We start from the raw sequence: 21,650 nt of genomic DNA, 5'->3' as shown, positions 1-21,650 counted from the left end.
GGCCTCCCTGGGGGCCGGTCCGGGTGTCAGGGCCGGTCGGAGCCGACGACCCACATCGCGTAGAACTGCGCGCCGCCGCCGTACGCGTGGCCGAGGGCCCGGCGCGCGCCCTCGACCTGGTGCTCGCCGGCCAGCCCGCGGACCTGCAGGGCCGCCTCGGCGAAGCGGATGAGCCCGGACGCGCCGATCGGGTTGGACGACAGGACACCGCCCGAGGCGTTCCAGGGGATGTCGCCGTCGAGGCCGGTCGCGCCGCTCTCGGTGAGCTTCCACCCCTCGCCCTCACCGCAGAACCCGAGGTTCTCCAGCCACATCGGCTCGTACCAGGAGAACGGGACGTACACCTCGGCGCAGTCGAGTTCGCGGCGCGGGTCGGTGATGCCCGCCTGCCGGTACACGTCGGCGGCGCAGTCCTTGCCGGCCTGCGGGCTCACGGTGTCGCGGCCCGCGAAGAAGATCGGCTCGGAGCGCATGGCGGTGCCGTGCACCCAGGCGGGCGGGTTCGGGGCCCGCCGGGCGGCGCTCTCGGAGGCGAGCACCATGGCGGCCGCTCCGTCGCTGGACGGGCAGGTCTCCAGGTAGCGGATCGGCTCCCACAGCATCGGCGTCGACTCGACCATCTCGCGGGAGATGCCGGGGATGCGCAGGTGGGCGTAGGGGTTCTTCAGGGCGTTCTGCCGGTCCTTGACCGCGACGAGGGTGCCGATGTGGTCGGGCGCGCCGGTCCGCCGCATGTACGCGCGGATGTGCGGGGCGAAGTAGCCCCCCGCGCCGACGACGATGGTCGGGGACAGCGGCGGGTGCGTGGACAGCGCCCAGGTGGCGTTCGACTCGGACTGTTTCTCCCAGGCGACGACGAGGACGCGATCGTGCACGCCGGCCTGTACGAGGCTCGCCGCGACGAGGGCGGTGGACCCGCCGACCGACCCGGCGGTGTGCACGCGGATCATCGGCTTGCCGCGCGCGCCGAGCGCGTCCGCGAGATACGCCTCGGGCATCATGACGCCCTCGAACAGGTCGGGCGCCTTGCCGATGACGACCGCGTCGATGTCCTTGAACGTCAGCCCGGCGTCCTCGAGGGCGCGCAGCGCCGCCTCGCGTACGAGACCGGCGATGGACACGTCGGTGCGTTTGGTGCGGTACTCGGTCTGGCCGACCCCGATGACCGCGCAGGGCTCTCCCATGACTCAGGCCTCCAGGACGCAGACGAGGTTGTGCTGCAGGCACGGCCCGGACGCCGCGTGCCCGAGCGTGCGGCGGGCCTCGCCGCGGTGGATCCACGACGCGGCCTCGCCGATGCGGATCAGGCCGGTGGCCATGACCGGGTTGGCGGCCAGCGGCCCGCCGGAGGGGTTGACGCGGACGCCGTCGGCCAACCCGATCGCCTCCCGCAACATGAGCTCCTCGTGGCTGAACTGCGCGTGCAGCTCGGCCACCTCGACGTCCCGCGCGCCCGCCCGCTCGGCCGCCAGCGCCGCCGACTCCGACCGGCTCAGGTCGCGGGCGCCGAGGGAGTGCGCCTCGATGCGGTGGTCGATGCCGCGGATCCAGGCCGGGCGCTCGCTCAGCTCCCGGGCGCGGTCGCCGGCGGCCAGCACGACCGCCGCCGCGCCGTCGGTGATCGGCGCGCAGTCATGCGGGCGGAGCGGCGCGACCTCGTAGCCCTCATCCGCAGGGTCGGGCAGATCGAGGGCGTACGGGTTGGCGCGCCCGGCCGCGCGGGACCGGGCGGCCACGGCGCGCAGGTCGTCCTCCTTGTGCCCGGCGTCGAGGAACGCGCGGGCCTGCAGGGCGGCGAGCGACACCTGGTCGGGGCCGAGCGGCGCGAGGTAGTACGGGTCGAGCTGCAGCGTCATGAGCTCCCGCAGCGACCCCTGGGTGGACTTGCCGAAGCCGTACACCAGCGCGGTGTCGACGTCGCCGTGCCGCAGCCGGGCCCACGCCTCGTACAGCGCCCACGCGCCGTCCATCTCGACGTGGCTCTCGGAGATCGGCGGCCAGGCCCCGACCGTGTCCAGCGCGGACACGAACGAGAACGGCGCCCCGGCGAGGTAGTCCAGCGACCCGGAGCAGGTGAACCCGAAGCGGTTCAGCCCGGTCGCCTGCTTGATCTCGGTGATGACCGGGGCGAGCAGCTCGACCTCGGTCAGCCCGGCGTCCTCGCCGGTGTGCTTCGTCTGCGCGAACGCGACGACCGCGACGTCCCTGCTCACAGATACTCCTTGATGGCGTCGAAGGGGACGTCGGGCTCGCCGGTGGGTTCGAACCACCGGATGTTCTCCATGGTCCGGCCCCACTCCTCGCGCGGCTTCCAGGCGGCCTTCACGCGCATGCCCATCCGCACCCGGTCGGCGTCGATGCCGGCGACGAGCGCGAGCAGGGAGATGTCGGAGCCGTCGAGCAGGATGTACGCCGAGACGAACGGCACCTGCGGGGCGCGCGGGTCCGGGATGTTGTTCACCGCGAACGTCGTGACCGTGCCGGTGTCGGCGACCTCCACCTCTTCGGTCGTGGGCACGCCGTCGACCGGGCACAGCCCCCGCATCGGCACGTACACCTTGCCGCAGACGTCGCAGCGGTGGCCGAGGAGGCGGCCCTCCGACACTCCGTCGAGGAACCTGGTCAGCGCCCGGCCCGCGTTCAGGCGGTACTCCGCCCGGCTCGGCGCGGTGATCATCGTGACGTCGGGCCGGAAGCACGCGATGTCCCGGATCGAGCCGGTCCGCTCCGCCCGGAAGCTCGGCCGTACGCGCATGCCGGTGCGCAGGGACCTCGGCGGGTCGGCGCCCGGTTCGAACGTCCCCACGTCGAGGGCGTGCAGGAGGGCCGTGTCGGCACCGTCGGGCCGGATCAGTGCCCAGGCGAACGGCCGGTCGAGGGGATGGGTCGCGCGCGGCCGGGACACCCACGACCAGGACGTGACCGTGCCACCGGGCCCGACCTCGACGTACTCGTCCGTGACCGCCTCGCCGTCGGCGTCGTACTCGGCCGGTGGGAACAGCACCCCGCCGGAGGCCGTACGGACCCCGACGAGGCGGCCGTCGCGCAACTCGGTCAGGAACCGCCCGATCACCGGCCCGACCGACCGCGTGTACCCGCCGGGAAACTCCAGGACGTGCTCGGCGACGAGCGGTTCCGAGCGGTCGGATGGCTCAGATGGCATTCTGGCGGTCCTTCCAATATGGGTCCCGCAGTTTGCGTTTGAGGAGCTTGCCGTTGGGTTCGCGGGGCATTCGCTCGATGAAGTCGAACGAGCGCGGCCACTTCATCCGGGCGAGCCGCCCGTCCAGGGAGGCGAGGATCTCCTCGGCCAGCTCCGGCCCCGGCGGCACGCCCTCCGCGGGCTCGACGACGGCCTTGATCTGCTCGCCCCACTCATCGTCCGGGACACCGAAGACGGCGACGTCGGCGACCTTGGGATGGACGATGATCTCGTTCTCGATCTCGGCGGGGTAGATGTTCGCCCCACCCGAGATGATCAGGTCGGCCTTGCGGTCGGACAGGAACAGGAACCCGTCCTCGGTGAGATGACCGACGTCGCCGACGGTGAAGTAGTCGTCGAGCCGGTTCGCCCGCGTCTTCGCCGGATCGCCCTTGTACTCGAACGAGGTGCTCGCCATCTTCATGTAGATGGTGCCGGGGGTGCCCGGGGGGACCTCGTTGCCGTCGTCGTCGACGATCAGCAGCTCACTGATCGGCCAGGCCCGGCCGACGGTGCCGGGGTGCTCGCGCCACTCCTGGGGGCTCGCGATCGTGCCGCCGCCCTCGGTGGCCGCGTAGTACTCCCAGACGCAGTCGCCCCACCAGTCGAGCATCGCCCGTTTGAGCGGCACCGGGCAGGGCGCCGCGGCGTGGATCGCCCACCGCATCGACGAGACGTCGTACCGCTTGCGCACCTCCTCGGGCAGCGACAGCAGGCGCTTGAAGTGGGTCGGCACCATGTGCGTGTTCGTGATCCGGTACCGCTCGATGAGGCGCAGCGCCTCCTCTGCGTCCCACTTGTCCATGTAGACGAGCGTGTGCCCCATGTGCAGCGCCGACCCGCCGAACTGCGTGACCGCCGTGTGGTAGTTCGGCGAGGTGACGAGGTGCGCGTTCGGCGGGCCCGGCGTGAAGCCGAAGAACGTCAGCAGGAACGTCATCAGCTCCGCGCTGTCGTCCGGGTCGATCCCGGCCAGCGGACGGCGGACCCCCTTGGGCCGGCCCGTGGTCCCCGACGTGTAGTGCATGGTCGCGCCGTTCGTACGGTCCGGCGGGAGCGTGTCCGGCCGCCCGGCGACCAGCTCGCCGAAGTCCCGGAATCCCGGCACCTCGCCACGGCGCCCATTCCGCGTCTCCGGCACGAGCGAAAACCGCCGCCGCGGATCGAGCCCCGCCTCCTCCGCGCCCCGGGCGCCCTCCGCGGCGTACCGCTCGTGCACGAAGAACGCCTTGGCCTCGCTGTCCGCGACGATGTAACCGATCTCCGGGCCGGTCAGGTGCCAGTTGATCGGCGTGTAGTACCAGCCCGCCTGCAACGCTGCGAGGTAGAGGACGAGGCCGTCGACGCCGTTGGGCACGAGCCCGCAGATGCCGTCGCCCGGCTCGAGCCCGAGGTCGCGCAGCCCGTGGACGACCCGGTTGCAGCGGACGAGCAGGTCCGCCGCGCGGTACTCCGTCCCGTCCGGGTCCACGGCCGCGACCCAGTCGGGGTTCTGCTCCGCCAGCCGCCAAAAGCCCAACGAGCCCATGGACTACTCCCTGTACGTCTCGGCATCGGTCGTACGGAGGTTCCGCTCGCAGTAGATCACGTTCTCGTTTTGGTCGACAACCCCTGTTCGGATGCGATGAACATTACTAGAATCCGTTCTTGTTTCGGCGTCGCGTGACAGCGTGCGCGGCCGCGAGCAGGGAGGACGGCCATGGCGGAACGCCTGCCCATCAGCACCCCGCACTGCACGGTCGAGCGGGACGGCCACGTCGTCATCGTCACCATGAACCGGCCCGAGGCCCGCAACGCCCTCAGCACCGACATGCTCGTCGGCATGGCCGACGCGTGGGCCTACGTCTCCGATACCCCGGAGGTGCGGGTCGCCATCCTCACGGGGGCCGACGGGCAGTTCTGCGCGGGCGCCGACCTGAAGGCCATGGGCCGGCCGTCGGATAACGAGCGGGTACGGCGGCGGGCGGCCGAGATCCAGGACTTCCACTGGAAGGGCCTCCTGCGCGCCTGCCGGCCGAAGAAACCGCTGATCAGCGCGATCGAGGGGTACGCGGTGGCCGGCGGGACCGAGCTGCTGGTCGGCACCGACCTCCGCGTCGTCGCGGAGGGCGCGACCCTCGGGCTGTACGAGGCGAGACGCGGCCTGTTCCCCATGGGCGGCAGCGCGATCCGGCTCCCCCGCCAGATTCCGTACGCCTTCGCGATGGACATCCTGCTCACCGGCCGGTCCGTCACTCCGGAGGAGGCGCTGCGGATGGGCCTGATCAACCGGATCGTCCCGGACGGCCGGGCGCTCGCGACCGCCCGCGAGATCGCCGACCAGATCGCCGCCTGCGGCCCCCTCGCCGTCCAGGCGATCCTGGAGACCTGCCGCAGGACCGAGGGCCTGCCCGAGGCCGACGCACTGAAGATCTCCGACGAGCTCGGCTGGCCGGTCATCGGCTCCGCCGACGCCAAGGAGGGCGCCCGCGCCTTCAAGGAGAAGCGCCCCGCCGTCTTCACCGGCGAATGAGAGCCTCGACCGCCACGGCCAGGTTGCCGCCACCGTCGTCTCGTTGCCGTCGATGTCGACGAACGGCGACCGGTTCGCCGGATCTGTGACGTCGTCACCGGCGTCACAGTGATCCCGATCCGCCCGGCGGGAGGTGTGAGTTCTCCCATCTGGTTGACGCTTCGCAGTGAGCGAGGCACACTAAGCGACAAGGCCGCCGCTTTGCGAAGCGGTAGGAAGTGGGCCCGGGAAGTTCCCGCCGGACGACGGGGTCCCGGGCTTGCGTCTTTCTAAGCTTCGATCATGCAGATGGTCACGAGCGGCATGAGTGAGGCAAGGTGGCACGGATCGCCGCATCGCGCAGCCACTACCGAGCCGGCGACGACATCCGGTAGCCAGAGAAGAGGCTCTTCCGAGCCGAAGGCGTGGTCGACCCGAAAGCCCGAGGGTACTTCCTTGCGCGCGCGCAGCGCTCTGACAAGCGACAGATCATGGCGGTTCTGCTTAGCCTCCCTGCCTTCCATCAACATTCCGTGCACGCCCATTGCGGACAACTCGAACAGCAGCCGCTCCCTGGTCTTACGCCTGCGGCGTTCCGAGGGCTCGCCGACGTAGCCCCGCCTCACTACGACGAGGTGCAACGCATCGAGAGAGGCGACCGCCTCAGCCAGCCATCGTCGCCGCTTTTCCGACTCGTCACGCCAGTGCACCTTTCGCTGGCCAGGTAGCCTAAATCGGCGGACGGCGTCTCGCACCGCCTCGCACGAGTCGGCGGAAATGATCGACGCGGCGAGGATGTAGACGTCGGGGTCGAGTTTGCGGTTGGACTCGGACTCGTCGACGAAAGCGGACCAGGACAACGCGCCCTCCTCCGCGCGAAGCGCCTCTCTCCTTCCGCAGGTCGAGGGCGAACTGACCTTCGATTTCGGCTGCTCACCATGCCAGGTGGCGCTGAGCGCCGCAGGCGATTACGGGAAGTGACCGTTTAGTGGCTTTTCTCTGAGGGACAACTCCGTCAAAAGACGGGCCTCTGAGGAGGAACAGATGGCCACGCAGATATGGCGGCGCCGGCGTGAATCGGCGGCGGAGACGACGGCCCCGGCCGGGGCGGTGAGCGGCGCCCGGACCCGGCGATGGGACACCACGCGTGTCCGGCGGTTCCAGCGGCACGACGGGCTCAGCGCGTTCGTGTGGCTGGCCGCCTGGACCATCACACTCGTCCTGCTGTTCGGCATCGCGCTCACCTGGGGCGGCGCCAACCAGGCCAACAACGTGGTGCACGGCGTGATGCGGGCCGGCACCTGGCTGGCGTCCCCGTTCGACGACGTGTTCCGCAACGACGACGCGCGCAAGCAGTTGACGGAGAACTGGCTGTTCGCCGCCGGTGTCTACCTCGTCGCGGGCCGCGTCCTCGCCTGGCTGCTGCGCTGGTGACGCGCGAAACTTGACCAATCCGCGTCAGGTTCGGCGGATTTCTCTGGCTCGGGGCGATCCGGCGCTGTTAGCTTCGCCGCCATGACCGTTACCGACGACTTCATCGACGCGCTGCCCAAGGCCGAACTTCACGTTCATCTGGTCGGTTCGGCCTCCGTACCCACCGTGCTGGAGCTGGCCCGCCGGCACTCCGGCCACAACGTGCCGACGAGCGAGGCGGCGCTGCGGGAGTTCTTCGAGTTCCGCGACTTCCCACACTTCGCCGAGGTCTACTTCGCGGTCAACGGCCTCGTCCGGGAGCCGGAGGACGTCGCGACGCTGGTCACCGGGGTGGCCCGGGACCTGGCCGCGCAGAACGTCCGGTACGTCGAGCTGACCGTCACGCCGTACTCCCACGTGTCGGTGGGGATGACGATGCCGGCCGTGACCGAGGCGCTGGACCTCGCGGCCCGGGAGGTGGCGGACCGGATCGAGGTGGCCTACGTCTTCGACATCCCCGGCGAATTCGGGGAGGACGCGGACCGCGGGACCCTCGACCACGCGCTGAACCACCCGCCGGAGAGGCTCGTCGGCTTCGGCATCGGCGGGGTCGAGCAGGATCGGCTCTCGCACCAGCAGTCGATCCGGGACGCGTTCCGAACGGCGGTCGCGGCCGGGCTGCACAGCGTGCCGCATGCCGGGGAGATGACCGGTCCGGAGACGATCTGGGAGGCGATCCGGGAGCTGAAGGCCGAGCGGATCGGGCACGGGATCAGCTGCCTCGACGACCCGGAGCTGGTGGCGTACCTGCGGGAGACGCGGCTGCCGCTGGAGGTGTGCCCGACCTCGAACGTCTGCACCAAGCAGGTGCCGGACATCGCCGCGCATCCGCTCCCCCGCATGCTGGCCGAGGGCCTGTACGTGACGCTGAACAGCGACGACCCGCCGATGTTCGGCACGACGCTGACCAATGAGTACCGCGTCGCGGCGCGGGACCTGGGGCTCGGCCGCAAGGAGCTCGCGGACCTGGCCCGTAACGGCGTCCGCGCGTCCTTCCTGAGCGAGGGGCGCAAGCGGGCGATCCTCGCCGAGATCGACGCCGTCGAGCCCGCCTGAGCCGGGATCAGGGGTCGGTGAGGGTGTTCAGGCGTTCCATCGTCTCGACGTACTCCTCGATGAGGTCGTAGATGACCTGGGCGGCGGGCCTGACCTGGTTCATCGAGCCGACGATCTGGCCGACCGGGAAGGTGGTCAGCTCGCCCGCGCCGGCGCGGTTGATCCGGCGGAGGGCGTCGGAGATGAGCATGAACTGCATCGGCATCGGGAGTGTGCCGGGCGACTCCGGGGACTCCCAGGCGTCGGTCCAGGCGGTCTTGAGCATCCGCGCGGGCTTGCCGGTCCAGGAGCGGGACCGCACGGTGTCGCGGGACGTCGCGGCGAGGAGCCGGTCGCGGGACGCCTCGGGGGTGTCGGCCTCCTCGACGGTGAGCCAGATCGAGCCGGTCCAGACGCCCTCGGCGCCGAGCGCGAGGCCGGCGGCGATCTGACGGCCGCGGCCGATGCCGCCGGCGGCGAGCACGATGGTGCCGGGGCCGACGGCGTCGACGACCTCGGGGATGAGGACCATCGTCGCGACGTCGCCGGTGTGGCCGCCGGCCTCGGTGCCCTGCGCGACGATGATGTCGACGCCGACCTCGACCTGCTTGCGGGCGTGGCGGGCGTTGCTGGCCAGGCCGGCGACCTTCACGCCGTGGCGGTGGGCCTGCTCGACGACGTCCGCGGGGGGCGGCCCGAGCGCGTTGGCCAGGAGGGCGATCGGGTGCTTGAGCGCCACCTCGACCTGGGGGCGGGCGGTGGCGTCGGTCCAGCCGAGGAGGTAGTGACCGGCGCCCTCCTCGGTGAGCGGGTCGATGCCGTGGCGTTCGAGCAGGTCGTTGACGAATCGCCGGTGGCCTTCGGGGATCATGCCCTGGAGCCTGGTGAGCAGTTCGCCGGCGTCGCCGAGGTCCGCGCCCTCGTACTTGGCGGGCATGACGACGTCGACGCCGTACGGCCTGCCGCCGACGTGGTCGTCGATCCACGCCAGCTCGGTCTCCAGCTGCTCGGGGGTGAAGTAGAGGGCGCCGAGGACGCCCATGCCTCCCGCGCGGCTGACCGCGGCGACGACGTCACGGCAGTGGCTGAAGGCGAAGATCGGATATTCGATGCCGAAGAGTTCCGTTACCCGTGTCCGCACAGTCCCGACCATAGGTGCCAGGACCGCCAACTGCAACAGGTTCTAGTTCTATTCCATTGGAAGCCCGGGCCGGTGTGCCGCTCCGCACACTGAAACATGTAACAGACGAATGCGGAGAACATCCCGACCAGAGGTGTTGACGGCCGTATGACCGATTGTTAGCTTGCCCGCTCGGGGCTCCTGCACCAGGAGCGCACCCCGGAGGGCCAGCGCGGATGACCGATCCGTTCGGATCAGCCAATGGAACGGCCGCCCGGCCGGCGGCAACGCGGCCGCGGGTCAGGGGACCGTCGTCGCCTGCCCTGGGGCAGGCGCGGATCGAGAGACCGCCGCCGCCCGCGCCGGTGGACCGCGCGCCCCTTCTCGCCCGTGCCCGCGACCATCTCGCCGTGGGCGGCAGCGTCGTACTGACCGGGCCCGCCGGCATCGGCAAGTCCACACTGCTGGCGACCCTGGCGGAGGAGTTCACCGGGCACCAGGTGCTGCGCTGCTCCCTGTCGGCGACCGAACGGCACCTGCCGTTCCTCGGTCTCATCGACCTGCTGGCCGAGACCGGCGACGAGCTGCTGGAGACCCTCCCGAAGCACCAGCGGGCCGTCCTGGAGGCGGCGCTGCTGCGCCGCGACGACCCGGTCGGCGAGCGCGACGTCCTCGGCCTGCGCGTCGCCGTGCTGGCGGCCTTCCGTACGCTCTGCGCCGCCGGGCCGGTGCTGCTCGTCGTCGACGACGCGCAGTGGCTGGACGCGCCGAGCGCGGAGTTGCTGGCGTTCATCGCCCGGCGCGCCGACGGACTCCCCCTGCGCGCCCTGGTCGGCCTGCGCGCCGGTCCGGGCGACCCGCAGGATCCGCCGGGGCTCTGCCCGCCGCCCGTGCTGACGCTGCCCGTGCCCGCGATGACGACCGCGGAGATCGGCGGGCTGCTCGCCGACCTGCGGCTGCCGCGTCCGGTCCTGGCCAAGGTGCACCGGGCCAGCGACGGCAACCCGTTCTTCGCCCTCGAACTGGGCCGGGCGCTCGCCGACCACCGCGAGCCGCTCGATCCGGCGGCGCCGCTGCCGGTGCCCGACGGGCTGCGCACGCTGATGATGGGCCGCCTGCTCGCGCTGTCCTCCGGCGCGCGGCGGACGCTGCTGGTCGCCTGCGCGGCGGCGCGGCCGACGCTGGCCCTGTTGCGCGCCGCGGGCCGGCCGGAGGCCGCCGCGGACATCGCCGAGGCGCGGCACGCCGGGATCGTCGCGCCAGGGGACGTCATCCGCTTCACACATCCGTTGCTGTCCGCGGTGCTGTACGCCGAGTCGGCCGAGCGGGACCGGCTCGCCGCCCACAGGGCCCTCGCCGACGCGGTCACCGACCCGGTCGAACGCGCGCACCATCTCGCGGTGGTCGCGCCGGGCCGTGACGCCCAGGTCGCCGAGACCCTCGCCGAGGCCGCCACCGCCGCCCGCCGGCGCGGGGCCCGCGCCGCCGCCGCGCGGCTGGGCGTCCTGGCCGCCGAGCGCACCACCAAGCCGGAGGCGGAGCCGGGGTTGCGGCTCACCGCCGCCGAGGACGCGCTGGCCGCGGGTGAGTTCGCCATGGCGCGCGGCATCGCCGAGAACGTCCTGGCGTCGGCCGTACTGCCCGCCGAGCGGGTACGGGCATGGATCGTGCTGCTGGACTCGTGCGGGCAGGCCCTCGCCGAACTCGACGAGGTGTTCCCGCGCGCGCTGGCCGACGCGCGGGACGACCCGGCGCTGCTCGCCCCGCTGCACTACCGCCTGGCCTGGCGGGCCTGGCTGGTCAAGGGCTCCGCGTCGCAGGCCCGCGCGGAGGCGGCGACGGCGGCACGGCTCGCGGCGGAGGCGGGCGACCGTAGCACGGAGCTGCTGGCCCTGACCAAGCAGGCGCTCGCGGAGTTCCACATCGGGTCGCCGGAGGCGGAGCGGACCATGGCGCGGGCGCTGGCCGGGCCGCAGGATCCGGCGATCCGGCTCGGCCACAACGGCCCGGTGTACCTGCGCCACAAGCACCACCTGCTGCACGACCGGCTGGAGGAGGCGCGCGCGGAGCTGCGCGCGCTGACCTACGCGGTGCGCCAGCGCGGCGCCGTGGAGAGCCTGTTCATGTGCCTGTACGGGTCCGCGCAGGTGGAGACCGCGCGCGGCCGCTGTGACCGGGCCCTCGACCTGGCCTACCAGTGCCTGCGGCTGGCCCAGGACAGCGAGCTGAGCCAGGGGCCCGCCTGGTGCGTGGTCGCGTCCGCCGAGGCCGCGGGCGGTTCGCTCGACCGCGGGCTGGCCGCCGCCGAACGCGGCGTCGGGCACAGCGAGGACGACGGGGACCTGCTGTTCCTGCCGACGACGCTGCACGCGCTGGGACACATCCGGCTGGTGCGCGGCGATCCGGCCGGGGCGGTCGAGGCCCTTCGCCGGGTCCGCGCCATGGAGGCGGCGCAGGGTCTGGCCGAACCCGGCCTGCGGCGCTGGCACGCCGACCTCGCCGAGGCGCTCGCGGCGGTCGGGGAGGTCGCGGAGGCGGACGCGCTGATCGAGGAGACGCGGCGGCAGGCCGTCCGGCTGGGCCGGCCGAGCGTGCTGGCCGCCCTGGACCGGGCCGCCGCCCTGGTCCTCGCCGCGCGCGGTGACCTGGAGGAGGCCGTACCCGCGATGGAGCGCGCCGTACGGGCCCAGGCGGCCCTCCCCTACCCGGTCGACGAGGGGCGGGCCCGGCTCGAACTCGGCCGCCTGCACCTGCGGGCGGGAGACGTTCCGGCGGCGCGGGAGGCGCTGCACGGGGCCCGCCGGGTGCTGCTGCGCGCCAAGGCCGCGCCGTGGATCGCGGCGGTGACCGCCGAGCTGGACCGGCTCGACCTGGGCGTTCCGGCGGCGGCCGGGGACGACGACCCGCTGCGCGCGCTGTCCGGCATGGAACGCCGGGTGGCCGCGCTGGTCGCCGAGGGCGCCACGAACCGGGAGATCGCCGCCCGGCTGTTCGTGAGCATCAAGACGGTCGAGGCGGCTCTGACCAGGTCGTACCGCAAGCTCGGGGTGCGGTCCCGCGTCGGCCTCACCCGGGCGGTCACGAGCCCGCGCGCGGCGGACCGGCCGGCGTAGGGATTTCCCTACGGCTGCGTGAAGAGTCTTCTCACCTTCTTCTCGGAATCGGACACTCTGCCACAAGGTCCTCCGCACCCCGGTGGGCCGAGACCCTGCACCTTCCGCCTGCCCGCGATGACGCGGGCCCACCCCCTTGGCGAAAGGATTTCTCCGCTCATGTCCAAACGACGCATCGCGACGGTGTCGGCCACGGCCGTCATCGCCGTCGCAGGCGGACTGCTGACGGCTCCGGCCGTCACCGCCGCCCCGTCCCAGGTTCCCGCGAAGGCCCCCGCCCAACCGCAGCCGGCGGGGCGTTCGGGGTTCACGCCGAACGACTTCACGGTCGACCCGTCCCCCTCCACCCGCGACAAGGTCGTCGCCGACGCCCGCAAGGCCCTCGCGGCGCACAAGAGCGCCGGGCACGTGAAGTCGGGTGACGCCTTCACGCCGCGTACGGTCGTGGTCGCCGAGAACGGCGCGGCCGACGTGCGGTTCGACCGGACGTTCCACGGCCTGCCGGTCTACGGCGGCGACCTCATCGTCCACCTCAAGCCCGGTGGCGCGTACCGCGCGCTGAACACGGCCACCCCCGCCGCGGCCGTGTCCACGACGCCGCACGTCGCCGCCGCCGACGCGGCCCGCACCTCGCGCGCGCAGCTGGCCGGCACGGTGTCCTCGGTCGGCACGCCGCACCTGGCCGTGTGGGCCACCGGCCGGTCCTCCCAGCTGGTGTGGGAGACCGTCGTACGCGGCGTGCGCGCCGACCGTACGCCGAGCGTCCTGCACGTCCTGGTCGACACGACCAAGGGCAAGGTCGTGACCACGCGGGACGAGATCGACACGTTCCTGTCGCCGGCGCAGCAGCGCGCCGCCGAAGCCCGCGCCAAGGCCGCGCCGGGCGGGGGTGTCAGTGCCCTCACCGCGGGCACCGGCAACTCGATCTACAGCGGCACGGTGTCGATCGACCTGACGCAGTCCGGCAGCACCTGGTCGATGAAGGACCCGTCGCACGGCAACGGGTACACCACCAACCTGAACCACGCGACGAGCGGCACCGGGACGACGTTCAGCAACTCGACCGGGACGTTCGGCAACGGGACGAACAGCGACGCGGCGTCGGCCGGCGTCGACGCGCACTACGGCGCGGCGAAGACGTTCGACTACTTCAAGAACGTCCAGGGCCGCAACGGCATCTTCGGCGACGGCCGCGGCGTGCCGTCCCGTACGCACTACGGCAACGCCTACGTCAACGCGTTCTGGGACGGCTCCCAGATGACGTACGGCGACGGGTCCGGGAACTCCCGACCCCTCGTCGAGATCGACGTCGCCGGCCACGAGATGAGCCACGGCGTCAGCGGCGCGCTCACCGGCTGGGGTGAGAACGGCGAGACCGGCGGCATGAACGAGGGCACCAGCGACATCTTCGGCACCATGGTGGAGTTCTACGCGAACAACGCCAAGGACACGCCCGACTACACGATGGGCGAGCTGATCAACATCGACGGCACCAACAAGCCGTTGCGGTACATGTACCAGCCCTCGCTCGACGGCACCTCGCCGAACTGCTACACGAGCGGCAACGGCTCGCTGGACCCGCACTACTCGCTCGGCCCACTGGCCCACTGGTTCTTCCTGCTGGCCGTCGGCAGCGGCAACCACGGGTACGGCAACAGCCCGACGTGCAACAACTCCACGGTCACCGGCATCGGCAACGACAAGGCCGGCAAGATCTGGTACAAGGCGCTCGCGTCGTACGCCAGCAGCAGTGAGAACTACTCACGGGCGCGGACCGACTCGCTGAAGGCCGCCGCCGACCTGTACGGCGCGCACTGCACCGAGTACAACACCGTGGACGCCGCCTGGGCGGCGGTCAGCGTCACCGGCTCCGACCCGGTCCCCGGCACCTGCTCCGGCCAGCCCGGCGGCCCGTCGGTGACCAACCCCGGCAACCAGACGAGCACGGTCGGCACGGCGGCGAGCCTGCAGATCAAGGCCACCGACCCGGCCGGGCAGACGCTGACCTACAGCGCGACGGGCCTGCCCGCCGGGCTGTCGATCAACTCCTCCTCCGGCCTGATCTCCGGGACGCCCACGACGGCCGGGACCTCCTCGGTCACCGTGACGGCGAAGAACACCTCCGGGGCGACCGGCACCACGACGTTCACGTGGACGGTGAACCCGGTCGGCGGCGGGTGCTCCTCGTCCGGCAACAAGGTGAGCAACGGCGGGTTCGAGAGCGGCACCTCACCGTGGACGACCACCTCCGGCGTCGTGTCCACCAGCGGCAGCGGTGAGAGCCCGCACTCGGGCAGCTACTTCGCCTACCTCGACGGGTACGGCACCACCCACACCGACAGCGCCACCCAGTCGGTGACGATCCCGTCCGGCTGCACGGCCTCGCTCAGCTTCTGGCTGCACATCGACACGAGCGAGACCGGCAGCACCGTCTACGACAAGCTGACGGTCAAGGTCGGCAGCACGACGCTGGCCACCTACAGCAACGTCGACGCCGCGTCCGGATACACGCAGAAGACCTTCGACGTGTCGTCCTACGCGGGCCAGACCGTGACGCTATCGTTCAGCGGCACCGAGGACTCGGGCCTGCAGACGAGCTTCACGATCGACGACGTCGCCATCAACGCATCCTGACCGTGATCCATCGGGGCCCCGCGCGTACGGCGCGCGGGGCCCTCTCCATCACCAGGAGTTCTCCTTGAAGAAGGCCTTGCTCGCGCTGGTCGCCTCGGCGGCGACCGCGCTGACCCCGCTCGGCGCGGCCCACGCCGCGTCCCCGACCGCCCCGTCCGCCCCGTCCGCCGCCCTCGCGGACTCCGTACGGACGCCGGCGACGCCGTCGTACACGGTCAGCCTGACCAGCAACTCCAGCGGCTCCACCTGGACCGGGCACGAGAGCGTGAGCTTCACGAACGCCTCGGCCACCCCGCTCACCGAGGTGTACCTGCGGCTGTGGGACAACTACCACGGCAGCTGCCCGTCGACGCCCATCACGGTCTCGAACGTGACCGGCGGCACCGCCGGCTCCCTCGAGGTCGGCTGCACGGCGCTGAAGGTGACCCTCCCGAGCGCGCTGAACCAGGGGCAGAGCGGCTCGATCGGGTTCGACCTGAGCATCGTCGTCCCGAGCGGCATCGACCGGTTCGGCCGCGACGGGTCGTACAACTTCCTCGGCAACGCCCTGCCGGTCCTGGCCGTACGCGACGGGTCGGGCTGGCACCTGGACCCGTACACGAACAACGGCGAGTCGTTCTACACCCTCGCCGGTGATTTCAAGGTCACACTGGATCACCCGAGTTCGATCAGTGTCCCGGCGACCGGCACGTCGGTGGACACGCCCGGCTCCTCCGGCCGTACCGTCACGACGGCGACCGCGGCGAAGGTCCGCGACTTCGCCTGGGCGGCCGGGCCGTTCAGCCTCGTGTCCGGCACCTCGCCGAACGGCGTGAAGATCAACGTCTACCGGGTGAGCTCGATCGGCTCGAGCTCGGCGAACTCGATGCTGAGCACGGCGAAGTCGGCGGTCGACGCGCACAGCGGGCGGTTCGGCGCCTTCCCGTACGGCGAGGTCGACGTCGTCCTGGACAACGGGTACTGGTTCGGCGGCATGGAGTACCCCGGCTTCGTCCTGGACCTGGTCAGCTCCACGGCGCTCGCGCACGAGCTGGCGCACCAGTGGTGGTACGGCATCGTCGGCGACGACGAGTACACCAGCCCGTGGCTGGACGAGGCGTTCGCCGACTACTCCACGGACCTGTACCAGGGCCTGAGCGGCTCGGGCTGCTGGAGCAACGTCTCCTGGGCGTCGTCCGCCGAGAAGATCACCAACTCGATGGCGTACTGGGACGCGCACTCCAGCCGGTACAGCACGGTCGTGTACGGCTACGGCAAGTGCGCGCTCCACGACCTGCGCCGGCTGATCGGAACGACGGCGATGACGAACCTGCTGCGCACCTACGCGCAGTCGCACTGGTACGGCGTGTCGACGACGGCGGAGTTCAAGGCGGCGGCCCAGGCCGCGACCTCGACCGACCTGACGTCCTTCTGGACGCAGCACCGCATCGACGGCTGAGTTCAGTTCCCGGATCGGGGGCGGACGGCCCGGCTCGGGCCGTCCGCCTTCGTCGTGCCCGCGGCGCCCTCGGCGGACTCCGGCAGCGGAATGATGGTCTGGCGGCCGGGGATCGCCAGCACGAGCCCGACGACGAGCAGGACGAGGCCGAGGACGGCGCCGCCGATCGGCACGACCGTCCGGAACGCCGCGATCTTCAGCGCCTGATCCTTGTTCACCTCGGCGAGGGCCTTCTGGCTCGCATCGGTCATCTTCAGGTCCAGGTCGGCGGCGACGAGCCGGTCTACGCCGTCTCTAGTGCGCAGCGTGGTCCGTACCCGCTGCTCCTGGCTCACCTGGCCGCCTGTGCGCGGGTCCACCCACAGCGTCACGGTCGCGTCGTAGACACGGTCGACGGCGACGTTCCCGGTCTTCTTGTCATAGCCGGAGAGCTTCTCGGGGTTCTTCACCTTCAGCAGCGCGGCGGGCAGCCCGCCCTTGACGGACTCGGTGACGGTCGGCGGGATCCGCTGGACGAAGCGGTAGGTCTTGATCTTCTGGACGCGCTCCTCCCCCGCGAAGACCGCGGGCCAGGTCCGCTTCGTCGAGAGGTCGAAGTACGGGTAGGAGTGCTTCTTCACGCCGATCGGCCAGAACGTCCCGATCCCGGACTGCCGGACGCCGGTGTCGCCGCCCACCGAGGCGCCCTTGGTGTTGTGGAGCGTCCCGGTCCGGCGGTCGAAGGCGGCGCGCTGCTGCTGGATCTCGATGCTCTTCCTCGTCGCCGGGTCCTCGATGGAGGTGAAGGAGTCCCACACGGCGATCTTGTGGGTGGCGGCGCGCGCGTCGCCGCGGACGGTGTTCACCGCCCGCAGGTGCGCGCCCGTGCGCATCTTGAGGGTGGCGGTGTCGAGGTACGAGGCGCCGGTCGCCTCCAGCGTCGACTGCTGGAAGAAGTTCGCCGGGGCGGCGATCACCTGATCCGCGACGTAGAACCGCACGAGCGCGCCGAGGGCGAGGAAGAACGCCGCGACTCCGACCAGGACCAATCCGACATTGCGCCGCACAATTGACCTCCCGCTCGACGTGCACCGCATCGTAGAGGACAAAAGGGGCAATGCACCCTTGGGCTGAGCTGCTGTGATGAGTACGTTACCGAGGCGTAGGATTACCGCCTCGCCGTCCCGGAGGTCCCCCGTGCCGCCCGTCCCCCACCGCGCGACGCTCGCCCGCTCGGTGCGCCTGCTACGCGCCTTCCGCGACGAGCAGTCCGACCCGGAGGGCTTCTACCGCCTGCTGGCCGCCGACACCGTCGCCCAGCTCGGCCGGTACGCCGCCCTGGACGGCGCGACGGTCGCGGACGTCGGCAGCGGCCCCGGGTTCTTCACCACCGCGCTGCGGGACGCGGGCGCCCGCTGCGTCGGCGTCGAGTGCGACGCCGGAGAGCTCACCCTCCACGGCCCGCCCCCGCCCGGCACCGTCCTCGGCACGGCGCTGAGCCTGCCGCTCGCCACCGGCTCGGTCGACGTGTGCTTCTCCTCGAACGTCCTGGAGCACGTGCCCGACCCCTGGCGGATGGGCGCCGAGATGATCCGGGTCGTCCGCCCCGGCGGGGTCGTGTTCCTCGCCTTCACCAACTGGCTGTCGCCCTGGGGCGGCCACGAGACCTCGCCCTGGCACTACCTCGGCGGGCACCGGGCCGCCCGGCGGTACGAACGGTCGTACGGCCGGCCGCCCAAGAACCGGTACGGCCACAGCCTCCACCCCGTCTCCGTCGGCGCCGCCCTCGCCTGGGCCCGCCGCCGCGCGGACGTCACGGTCGAGGCGGCGGCGCCGCGCTACCTCCCCGGCTGGGCCGCCCCCGTCATCCGCGTCCCCGGCGTCCGGGAGTTCCTCACCTGGAACCTCCTCCTGGTGCTGCGCAAGATGCCATGACCGCGACGCGCGCCGAGGAGCGGACGCCGGACCCGCCCACCGGCCTGCCCAGGATCTCCGGCCACCAGGACGCCCTGGACGGCGTCCGGGCCGTCGCCGCGCTCGCGGTCCTCGTCTTCCACGTCGCCGCCGACACGGGCCACACCTTCCGGAACGACCCGACGGCCTGGCTCCTGTCCGGGGCCGGAATCGGGGTCCCGGTGTTCTTCACCCTGTCCGGCCTGTTCCTCTACCGCCCGTGGGCCGCCGCCCTGCTGCTCGACGGCCACCGCAGGCCCCGTACGGGCCGGTTCCTGTGGCGGCGCGCCGTCCGCATCCTGCCCGCGTACTGGCTCGTCGTCGTCTTCGTGATGGCCACGATCCTCACCGGTCACACCGGCGACCCGTGGACCTGGCTGAAGCTGGCGACCCTCACCTACACGTACGACCCGCACCCGTGGTGGCACACGTACCTCGGCCCGTCCGGGCTCGGCCAGATGTGGAGCCTCACCGTCGAGGCCGCCTGGTACGCGCTGCTGCCCGTCACCGCCACCGTCCTCGGCCGGTACGCCCGCCGCGGCGGCGAGGACCCCGGCGTACGGGCCCGGCGGCTGCTCCGGGCCATCGCGGTCTACGCGGCGATCTCGTTCGTCTTCACGATCTTCATGTTCACGCCGCACCTGTCCGTCCAGCTCGGCGTGTTCGTGCCGCGCTACTTCGCCTGGTTCGCGATCGGCATGGCGCTGTCCGTCGTGACCGTCTGGGCCCGTACGGGCGCCGCCGCGCCGGTCCGTTTCTGCCGCACGATCGCGCAGTCCTGGGGCACCTGCTGGGCGATCGCCGGCGTGCTCTACTGCGTCGCGGCGTCCCCGCTCACCGGCCCCACCGACATGGTCACCCTCGACTCGACCTGGACGTCGGAGCTGCGCGTCCTGCTGTACGGCCTGGTCGCGGCCTTCTTCGCCGCCCCGGTCGCCCTCGCCGGACCGGACGACGACGGCGTGCGCCGGATCCTCGGCAACCGCGTCATGCGCTTCCTCGGCCGCGTCTCCTACGGCGTCTTCCTCTGGCAGCTCGCCGTGTCCGTCACCTGGTACCGCGCCACCGGCCACGCCGCCTTCACCGGCGGCTTCCTCACCGCCTTCCCCGTCATCACCGCCCTGACCCTGGCGGCGGCGACGCTCAGCTTCTACGCCGTCGAGAAACCCGCACTCCGCCTCACCCGCCGGAGGCGTTAGCGAGAAAGGCGGTGCGGAGGTCCGCGATGCTCCGGCGCTCGCGTACGGGGGGTGTCGTGCCGTCCGGAAGCGGAACCCCGATGGCCGTCATCGTGAGGATGTGCCACCCGGGCGTGACACCGAGTCGGCCGGTCAGGCCTTCGAGGTCGAAGGCGCGGAACTGCCTGCACGCCAGGCCCATCGCGTGGGCCTGCACGGTCATGTGGGCCACGGCCTGGCCGAGGTCGTAGTCGGCGAACTCCGAGTAGAGAAAACCGCTGTCGTCGACCTCCCGACGAGCCAGGTTGACGACGAGCGCGCTCGCGGCGGGCGCCCATCGGCGCGAGCTCGGCGCGAGGTGTTCGACGAGCTGCTCGTGCCCGTCCTCGCCCCGGCGGCGCAGGTGGAACGCCCAGGGCTGGGAGTTACCGGCGGACGGCGCCCACCGGGCCGCCTCCAGCAGGGTCTCGATGTCCGAGCCGGACAGCCGATGGTCCGGGTCGAAGCGCAGCGGGCTGGACCGCCCCTGGAGCGCCGCCGTGAGCCGCGGCGCGTTCACGCCTGCCGCCAGTGGGCGGGGTCGTGTGCGCCGAGCAGCCGCGTCAGGATCGTCATCAACTGGGTGGCCTCCGCAGGGCCGAGCGGCTCCAGGAGACGCGCAGTGGCGGCGGCGAGAGCGTCGTCGGCGCGGGCGAGCAACTCGCGGCCGAGCGCCGTCGCCTCGATGACGCGGCGTCTCCTGTCCTTCGCGTCGTGCCTGCGGCTTATCGCCGCCCGCGCCTCCAGCCTGTCCAGGTACGCGACCAGGTCGGCGGGGTCCAGCGCGAGGCGTGCCGCGACATCGCGCTGCATCAGCGGACCGCATTCGTGGAGGCAGGCGAGGATCCCATGCTCGGCCTGCGTCAGGCCGACCTCCGCCAATGCCTCGCCGCAGGCCCGGCGCGCCGTCGTGGCCGCCCGGGACAGGACGAACGTCGGCTGCCGGCGAAGGGACTCAGGATGTCGCGACACGACGCCAGACTAACCCAACCTTTGGACTTGCCAATGGTTGGGTGCCCCTACTAATTTCGCGGTTCTTCGACCAAGGGGGACACGATGACGTCGGGACTGGAGATCACCGTGCCGGCCGGGACATTGACGTACACCGAGGAAGGAGACCCGGGCGCACCGGCGCTCGTTCTGCTGCACGGCTGGCCGCAGAGCCGGCGGTGCTGGGACCTGCTCATTCCTATCGCCGCGGACACGCACCGGGTACTCGCCTTCGACCTGCCGGGCGTCGGCGACTCCGCCGGCGTTCGCACCGACGGCACCAAGCACCAGATCGCCGCCATCCTCCACGAGGCGCTCACCGGCCTCGGCGTGACGGACACGGTGCTGATCGGACACGACATCGGCGGCATGGTCGCCTACGACTACGTCCACCACCACGACGACGTCTCCCGCGCCGTCATCCTGGACACGGTCGTCCCCGGCGTCGACCCGTGGGACCGGGTCCTGGCCAACCCACGGCTGTGGCACTTCGCGTTCCACGCCACGCCCGACCTTCCGGAGACCCTCGTCACCGGCCGGGAAGCCGCGTACTTCGGGCACTTCTTCGATCCGCTCACCCGCCCCGACCGCCCCATCCCCGCAGAACGGCAACGCGTCTACGCCGACGCGTACGCCGCCCCGGCCGCCCTCACGGCGGGTTTCGACATGTACCGCGCCTTCGCCGCGGACAGCGACCACAACCGTTCACTCGGCGCCTGCGCGACGCCGTTGCTCTACCTGCGCGGCGAGCACGGCATGCGCATGACCACGACCTCTCTCGGCGTCTACCGAGACGGACTCACCGCCGCCGGGAACCAGAACCTCGCCGTCGGACTCGTCCCCGACGCCGTTCACTACCTCGCGGAAGAGAACCCGCACGGCACCTGGCAGGCGATCGCCCACTTCCTCGACGTCTGAACGAGTCAACCGGACCACACCCATGAAACGGCGGCGGGTGACCGGCACGGGACGGCCACCATTTGAATCGGCGCGCTCGACCGCGTG

18 protein-coding genes are annotated in these 21,650 nt (G+C 71.8%); 9 read left to right on the top strand and 9 right to left on the bottom strand.

Features of this window, described 5'->3' with window-relative positions:
• Window positions 1-26: 26 nt before the first annotated feature.
• From NE235_RS24860 to NE235_RS24845, 4 genes are read right to left on the bottom strand one after another with little or no spacing between them, the layout of a single operon-like run.
• Entirely contained in the window at window positions 27-1,184 is a 1,158-nt protein-coding gene (locus NE235_RS24860) for a thiolase domain-containing protein (RefSeq protein ID WP_252807044.1), read from the bottom strand.
• Window positions 1,185-1,187: 3 nt separating this feature from the next.
• Window positions 1,188-2,213: a thiolase domain-containing protein gene (locus tag NE235_RS24855; RefSeq protein WP_252807042.1), complete on the bottom strand. Its 1,026-nt coding sequence runs from the start codon at window positions 2,211-2,213 to the stop codon at window positions 1,188-1,190.
• The gene (locus NE235_RS24850; protein WP_252807040.1) at window positions 2,210-3,163 is read right to left on the bottom strand and encodes a Zn-ribbon domain-containing OB-fold protein; all 954 of its coding nucleotides are present in this window, start codon (window positions 3,161-3,163) and stop codon (window positions 2,210-2,212) included. The genes NE235_RS24855 and NE235_RS24850 overlap by 4 nt, the downstream gene beginning before the upstream one ends.
• Complete coding sequence (locus NE235_RS24845) at window positions 3,153-4,730, bottom strand: acyl-CoA synthetase (RefSeq protein WP_252807038.1); 1,578 nt, start codon at window positions 4,728-4,730, stop codon at window positions 3,153-3,155. Before NE235_RS24845 ends, NE235_RS24850 begins: the two co-directional genes overlap by 11 nt.
• A 171-nt stretch (window positions 4,731-4,901) precedes the next feature.
• On the opposite strand from NE235_RS24845, the gene NE235_RS24840 reads away from it, so the two are divergent.
• Complete coding sequence (locus NE235_RS24840) at window positions 4,902-5,714, top strand: crotonase/enoyl-CoA hydratase family protein (protein ID WP_252807036.1); 813 nt, start codon at window positions 4,902-4,904, stop codon at window positions 5,712-5,714.
• Between the two features lie 269 nt (window positions 5,715-5,983).
• Here the strand turns inward: NE235_RS24840 and NE235_RS24835 are convergent, their stop codons facing one another.
• Window positions 5,984-6,553 carry a hypothetical protein gene (locus tag NE235_RS24835; protein WP_252807034.1) on the bottom strand — a complete coding sequence of 190 codons (570 nt, stop codon included), beginning with the start codon at window positions 6,551-6,553 and terminating at the stop codon, window positions 5,984-5,986.
• A gap of 184 nt (window positions 6,554-6,737) precedes the next feature.
• Between NE235_RS24835 and NE235_RS24830 the strand changes: the two genes are divergently transcribed.
• Complete coding sequence (locus tag NE235_RS24830; RefSeq protein WP_252807032.1) at window positions 6,738-7,127, top strand: hypothetical protein; 390 nt, start codon at window positions 6,738-6,740, stop codon at window positions 7,125-7,127.
• Window positions 7,128-7,208: 81 nt separating this feature from the next.
• Complete coding sequence (gene add / locus NE235_RS24825; protein WP_252807030.1) at window positions 7,209-8,222, top strand: adenosine deaminase; 1,014 nt, start codon at window positions 7,209-7,211, stop codon at window positions 8,220-8,222.
• Window positions 8,223-8,229: 7 nt separating this feature from the next.
• On the opposite strand, the gene NE235_RS24820 is transcribed toward add, so the two are convergent.
• Window positions 8,230-9,342, bottom strand: a complete 1,113-nt coding sequence (locus tag NE235_RS24820) for an NAD(P)H-dependent flavin oxidoreductase (protein WP_252807028.1) — start codon at window positions 9,340-9,342, stop codon at window positions 8,230-8,232.
• A gap of 215 nt (window positions 9,343-9,557) precedes the next feature.
• On the opposite strand from NE235_RS24820, the gene NE235_RS24815 reads away from it, so the two are divergent.
• From NE235_RS24815 to NE235_RS24805, 3 genes are all read left to right on the top strand, one after another.
• A complete protein-coding gene (locus NE235_RS24815; protein ID WP_289849164.1) occupies window positions 9,558-12,434 on the top strand; it encodes a helix-turn-helix transcriptional regulator in 2,877 nt (958 codons plus the stop codon).
• A 159-nt stretch (window positions 12,435-12,593) separates the two neighbouring features.
• On the top strand, window positions 12,594-15,068 hold the full coding sequence (locus NE235_RS24810) for a M4 family metallopeptidase (protein ID WP_252807025.1): 2,475 nt from the start codon (window positions 12,594-12,596) through the stop codon (window positions 15,066-15,068).
• A 64-nt stretch (window positions 15,069-15,132) separates the two neighbouring features.
• Window positions 15,133-16,506: a M1 family metallopeptidase gene (locus NE235_RS24805; protein ID WP_252807023.1), complete on the top strand. Its 1,374-nt coding sequence runs from the start codon at window positions 15,133-15,135 to the stop codon at window positions 16,504-16,506.
• Between the two features lie 2 nt (window positions 16,507-16,508).
• Here the strand turns inward: NE235_RS24805 and NE235_RS24800 are convergent, their stop codons facing one another.
• Window positions 16,509-17,552 (bottom strand): DUF3068 domain-containing protein, encoded by a 1,044-nt coding sequence (locus NE235_RS24800; protein WP_252807020.1) that lies wholly within the window; start codon window positions 17,550-17,552, stop codon window positions 16,509-16,511.
• Window positions 17,553-17,628: 76 nt separating this feature from the next.
• Between NE235_RS24800 and NE235_RS24795 the strand changes: the two genes are divergently transcribed.
• A complete protein-coding gene (locus NE235_RS24795; RefSeq protein ID WP_289849162.1) occupies window positions 17,629-18,420 on the top strand; it encodes a class I SAM-dependent methyltransferase in 792 nt (263 codons plus the stop codon).
• Complete coding sequence (locus tag NE235_RS24790) at window positions 18,417-19,637, top strand: acyltransferase family protein (RefSeq protein WP_252807016.1); 1,221 nt, start codon at window positions 18,417-18,419, stop codon at window positions 19,635-19,637. The genes NE235_RS24795 and NE235_RS24790 overlap by 4 nt, the downstream gene beginning before the upstream one ends.
• Here the strand turns inward: NE235_RS24790 and NE235_RS24785 are convergent.
• A complete protein-coding gene (locus tag NE235_RS24785) occupies window positions 19,618-20,175 on the bottom strand; it encodes a nitroreductase family protein (protein ID WP_252807014.1) in 558 nt (185 codons plus the stop codon). The two genes, NE235_RS24790 and NE235_RS24785, sit on opposite strands and share 20 nt — an antisense overlap.
• A complete protein-coding gene (locus NE235_RS24780) occupies window positions 20,172-20,627 on the bottom strand; it encodes a MarR family winged helix-turn-helix transcriptional regulator (protein ID WP_252807012.1) in 456 nt (151 codons plus the stop codon). The genes NE235_RS24785 and NE235_RS24780 overlap by 4 nt, the downstream gene beginning before the upstream one ends.
• Window positions 20,628-20,711: 84 nt before the next feature.
• Here NE235_RS24780 and NE235_RS24775 point away from each other — a divergent pair, with 84 nt between their 5' ends.
• Complete coding sequence (locus NE235_RS24775) at window positions 20,712-21,563, top strand: alpha/beta fold hydrolase (protein ID WP_252807010.1); 852 nt, start codon at window positions 20,712-20,714, stop codon at window positions 21,561-21,563.
• The last annotated feature ends 87 nt before the right edge of the window (window positions 21,564-21,650 follow it).

Source organism: Actinoallomurus spadix, from assembly GCF_024055725.1.
Classification (GTDB): domain Bacteria; phylum Actinomycetota; class Actinomycetes; order Streptosporangiales; family Streptosporangiaceae; genus Actinoallomurus; species Actinoallomurus spadix.
The sequence above is the reverse complement of the archived record's forward strand: the minus strand, read 5'-3'. Positions and strand labels throughout refer to the sequence as shown.